The organism is Aquiflexum sp., assembly GCF_977115555.1.
The window spans coordinates 1-5,227 of sequence record NZ_CDSBKL010000299.1; the positions used below are offsets into that span (position 1 = coordinate 1).

At 40.0% G+C, this 5,227-nt stretch carries 1 protein-coding gene; it reads left to right on the plus strand.

Features of this window, described 5'->3' with window-relative positions; all coding sequences use genetic code 11:
- Window positions 1-596 precede the first annotated feature (596 nt).
- Window positions 597-5,227 (plus strand): S8 family serine peptidase (locus ACZFYI_RS15300; RefSeq protein ID WP_462525000.1); only part of this gene is annotated, 4,631 nt, incomplete at its 3' end.

The window sequence follows — 5,227 nt, forward strand, 5'->3', positions numbered from 1 at the left end:
GAGTCTGAGCTATGATATCATAAAGGCACATGGAGGTGAACTGAAGGTAGAGAGTAAAGAAAATGAAGGAAGCGATTTTATTATAGAACTACCAATTAAATCATAATCCAGATTGCAATTTCTTATGCTTTTTTTTAGCTGAATGGATAAGTTTTCGAACTTTTTTTAAGAGCTATTGATGAATATTTCATCGAATGACCTGATAATTTGGAACCTTATATTCTCATTTTTCTGAGTCAAATTGACCTGATAATTTTTATATTACTTGTAGTTTTGAAGGGATATTTCATAGGTATGGATTTCAAGTTGTACTTTTTGAAGACCTAAAAAAAGTGAGCAATGTTATCCTTTATTGTAAAGTTTAATGTCATGTCCAAAAGGACAATGGCAAAATTTTTTCTTTTACACCAAAAATTCTGATTTTGATTTTTTACAGAAAAAATTTAATAACTTAGTAAACCTCTTTTATGGAAAGAAATTTGCATTTTATACTTTAAAAAACATCTTTTCCAACATAGGCGGTAGGATTTATTTTGTTTATAAATCCTTTCACATTAAAAAGTATTTAGGCCTTTTTACCATTAAAAAACTTTCCAATGCGAACACTCTACGCACTCTGCAGCACGCTGATGTTAGTATTTCTTCTTGCTGCAAATTTTTCTTATTCCCAAACTGTTAAACTAGAGCAAGGGCAGAACGGAGGGGTTGACAAAGATCCTGTAAACCCTGTAAACTGGGCGACCGGAAATTCCAATTCTGGCAACAGCCATTTCTTTGAAGGTCAATCTATACCATATCGTCTGACCATTTCAAAGTTGCGGGGTGGAAGCCATTTCGTAGAAATTGAATGGGACACCCGAGCAAATAACAAGAGTGCTATCGACTATATCACTAATTTTGAAAGAATCTGTGAGGATGTGATTCCTAATTCAGGCACTCCAAATTTTGGAGCAATACCGGCACCTAATGGAATACCTCAGCCTTCATCCAGTTTCAATCAACTATCTGTTGATGAAAGAAAAATCGCCATTTATGGGGGTACAATTGGTGAAATAAAATATGTTGTTCAGGGGAATAATTCAGCTAGCAGTGCAGTCACCAGAATAAGAATATCATTTACCACAAAAAGTAGTACCGGATCTAACAATACTGTTGTTATTGCCTGGGGAGGGCATATTGCTAATGCACAGGATTGGGGTGAAGGTAATTCAGCTTCAAGTATCAACGGATCTCCCTACCATACAAGGGTAGTTTCACTAAATGGAAAATCTGTAGGAAGTCGGGACAATTCTGTGCAGGCTGCCTCTGAAGTTATTGACTTTGATACGGAATGTAATATAGTGGGAGACAGTGAGGTTTGTGCCGGTTCTTCAGCAGCATATGCTGTACCTGCTGGAGCATCTGCATACATTTGGTCACTAAGTGGTGAAGGAGAAATTGTTTCAGGACAAGGAACAAATTCGATTATTGTCAATTGGATGAGCTCAGGAACTGTATCAGTAGAAATAGACAATAAAGGGGCTTGTTTTCCAACCCAATGTAGCTTAGGAGTGATCCTCACTACTCCTCCAACCATTTCCGTTGTTGATGCTATACTTTGTAGTACTGAGAATGGAGGGAATACCGCAATTGCGAATTTGAATAATTTTGTCACGATAAGTTATGGAGACATGATCTTCAAACGAAACGGTAGTCCAATAGAAAATCCGGAATCCATACTCGTTACTAATGGCGATGTGATAGAGGTTGCAACAGTTGGTGCTTGTGGCAGCACTAAATCATTTACAGTTACGGTTAATGACCGCCAGGTCTTTGGTATCTGTTCCCAAGGAAAAGTGTATGAACCCATTGGTTCTGAATTAAGTGCTTTAAATGAAATTTTCAGACAAGGTCAAACTGTTGAAAACAATGAAGTCTTCTATATCAGCGAAAACGAGGTACTGTTTGAAGTCATCTATTTTAAAGATAAATTTGCAGAAGCAAAGGCAATTTTGGAAAGTTTAGGTTTTGTGACTCCAACTGAAGAAGAACTAAAACAAGACCCGAATTCATTAATTGTCGCAGGATTTTTTCCAATAGAAAGGTTGTTGGAATTGAACCAGTATTTTGAGGTCATCAATTACGTTCGCCCTGCAATCCCTCCTGTTCCCAATAAAGGTGTGACCACTACCCAAGGTGACCGTGTCATGCGTTCCAACCTTGTAAGGGCCGGATATTCTCATTTTGATGGCGACAAACCTATTGACGGAACCGGGATTAAAATCGGTATACTCTCTGATAGCTATACCACACGTACCGATGCCGGTGTCAATACATTAGCTACAGATATATCCAACGGCGATTTGCCTGAAAGCCTTTATTTTTTGAGAGATCTTCCAAGCCGATTTGGAAAAGGTACGGATGAAGGTCGTGCCATGCTTCAGATTATACACGATGTAGCTCCTGGTGCCCAACTTGCATTCCGAACAGGAGTGGTTACAGCCGGAGATTTTGCACAAGGAATCCGCGACTTAGCAGCTGCTGGCAGTGATGTTATTGTCGATGATATTAGCTATATGACTGAGCCTATCTTTAGTGATGGAAAGGTGACAAAGGCTGTCAATGAGGTTGCGGAAAACGGTGTTTCATATTTTACCTCTGCAGGGAATTTTGGAAGCAAATCTTTTGAAGGGGTATTTAATCCCGTTGATGATCAGTCAATTGAATTACCGCTGAATAGTGGCGAATGGACAAATGGAGGCCGTATACATCAATTTATTGATGGTAATACTAGTCAATCCATTAAAGTCTATCCTGGGCAAAATGGTCCGGCTGTTTATATGATTGCCCTTCATTGGGAAGATCCTCTTTATTCATTTGACCAAACAGGAAGCTTATATGATCTGGATATTTATCTGAAAGACTTCGGTGTTCCCCTATTTGGCTTTAACAGGAATAACACTAATGGTGACCCAATTGAAATTCTTTCCTTTACCATAACGGAAGAAACCACTGTGAATCTATTGATTGCTCGTGAGTGCGAAAGCTGCACAGACCTTGATTCCAATACCGGCATTAAGTTTAAATATGTGGTTTTCAGAGGTGAACTTGACCCGAACCGTCAGCATGAAATAAATGCATCCACGATTATTGGACATGCCAATGCAACAGGAGCCATGACGGTAGGTGCGGTACTTTATGCCAATACCTCTGTTTTTGGATTTGACCAAACACTTGTACCAAGCGGAACGGAACCATTTACTGTCGCTACTTTCTCTTCCAGAGGAGGAACGACCACCAATGGAGAACTTCGCGATAAGCCGGATTTCACAGGTCCAAATGGAGGAAATACTACTGTCAACCTTGGTGCTCCGGATTTGGAAGGGGATAATTTCCCAAACTTTTTCGGTACTTCAGCCGCAGCACCCCATGTGGCTGCAATTGCTGCATTGGTCAAGCAGGCCCGTGTGAAGTATTATCCAGAAACCAATCCTAATGATTGGGTTGGGGGAGTTGGAATCAGTTTACCTGAAGACATAAGGAGAGTATTGAAAACTACCGCACAAGACATGCATGAACAAGGCTATGATATAAAATCAGGTTCGGGACTCGTCCGTGCTGATAGGGCATTACTTTCACTTGCTGCACCAAATCCTGAGAACATCGAATTAATTTATGAAGAAGGTGTTAATCCCGGTGAAGTTGAATTTAAACTGAGGATAAACGGGACTAATCTATATGAAGGCTCAAATGTTTATTTGAGAGAAGAACTGTTGAATGCTACTTATGGAGTTGATGATCAAGGATTTGGGTATCTTGAGGTGACAATTCCCCAGTTTGAAGGAAATCCTGGTATCACCGTGGTCAATAATGCCATTTCAGATAGTGGACTGGACGGTGGATCTGCCGGCCCGGTATTTTTCTTTGATATCGTCAAAAAGACCATTGCCATCCGTGCTGATGACCTAACCAAGAAGTACGCCCAGGTTTTAGAGCCATTAACGGCAAGTGTGTATGAAAGAGTTGACAATAGTTGGGTAAAGAGTGCATTGACTTTAGAAGAAGTCGGGCTTACAATAAATCCTGACAATGAGAACGTCTCTTTGGTTCCACTTACGCTTACTAGTCCAATCAGTGGTGATTTGGCAGAAGTAGGTACTTATATTATAACTGCTTCTCATCCTCAAACCGGTTTTGCTTTCTCGGACTTTTTCAATTATGTCGGGGTAGTACAGCAGGATGGGAATCTCTTCTATGATGGAACAAATAATGCATTTGGAAACTATGGCCCGGGGATTATCACTGTTGAGACATTGCCTATTACGATCAAGCCTTTGGACCTGATTAATGAATCAGCCCTGAAATATGGCGAATCCATAAGCGATGCAATAAAATTTGAGGTTATTATTCCTGATGATTTGATTGAATTGGATGGTAAAGTCAAAATATCTGATGTACAAAGCCTCAAAGATGGCATTCTTGCTCAATATTTGCAGGACCTTGAATTGGCCCAACAACCAGAAGACAACAGCCTGCCATTAGGTATTTTCAATGGCAGGACAATCCTCAACAAAGCGAGCTTTATCAACAAAAGCTTCATGGTAAGTTCTCGTACCATGGTCAATGGACGAACCATTATCAATGGACGTACAATCCTTAATGGTAGAACAATAATCAATTCCGCATATGATGTCCCTGCAGCTTCATTCCTAGAATACCTTGAAGATCAGGAAAGCCAGGAACTTAAACCTGTAAACATCAATGGCAGAACAATGATTAATGCCCGTACTATGGTCAATGCCCGTACTATTGTCAATGGACGCACAATTATCAATGGGCGAACAATTATCAATGCCCGTACGATGCTCAATGGAAGAACCATCATCAATTCAAGGACAATAATCAATAGCACTGATGGTGAAGAAGGCGGTTTGGAGGATAATAGCTTGGTGATTTTTGGTGAAAAAGACCTTGAATTAGCAGAAGAAGGCGAAAATGTTGAAATCGGAAAATATTATGATTTCGGTGAGGAAATCGATGAGAACGATGATGATTTCAACCTTGAATTCTTCTCTATCAATATGGTCACAGGTACAGATGTTGGGCAACATATTATTATTCCCGGAACCTTTGAGTCAAGGAATTTTAACGTTTCCTATCTGCCGGCGGACCTCACTATTACTCCTGCTATCCTTACAGCAAAAACATCAGCTAATCCTGATAAGATACAGTATGGTGATCCTGCACC